The organism is Halalkalibacter lacteus (assembly GCF_036663595.1).
Taxonomy (GTDB): domain Bacteria; phylum Bacillota; class Bacilli; order Bacillales; family Bacillaceae_D; genus Halalkalibacter; species Halalkalibacter lacteus.
Genome location: NZ_JAWRVL010000423.1, coordinates 1 through 240, shown reverse-complemented (window position 1 = coordinate 240; position 240 = coordinate 1). Strand labels below are relative to the sequence as shown.

The 240-nt window shown below is 60.4% G+C and carries 1 protein-coding gene; it reads left to right on the top strand.

From position 1 onward, the window contains the following. Positions 1-240 (top strand): protein kinase domain-containing protein (locus tag SAZ04_RS22880; protein WP_332700073.1); only part of this gene is annotated, 240 nt, incomplete at both ends.

The following is a 240-nucleotide window of genomic DNA, read 5'->3' as shown; positions in this document are numbered from 1 at the left end:
CACGACCTCGAAGTCATCCACCGCGATCTGAAGCCCGAGAACATCTACATCGCGCGCCGCGAAGACGGCACCGATCTGGTGAAGCTTCTCGACTTCGGCATTGCACGATCGGCGCAAGATTCACGACTCACAGGCGTCGGCGAAGTGTTCGGAACGCCGCAGTACATGGCGCCCGAGCGAATCACTTCGATCGATGCGGGGGGCTCGCAAGACCTCTACGCGCTTGGCGTGATCTTCTTC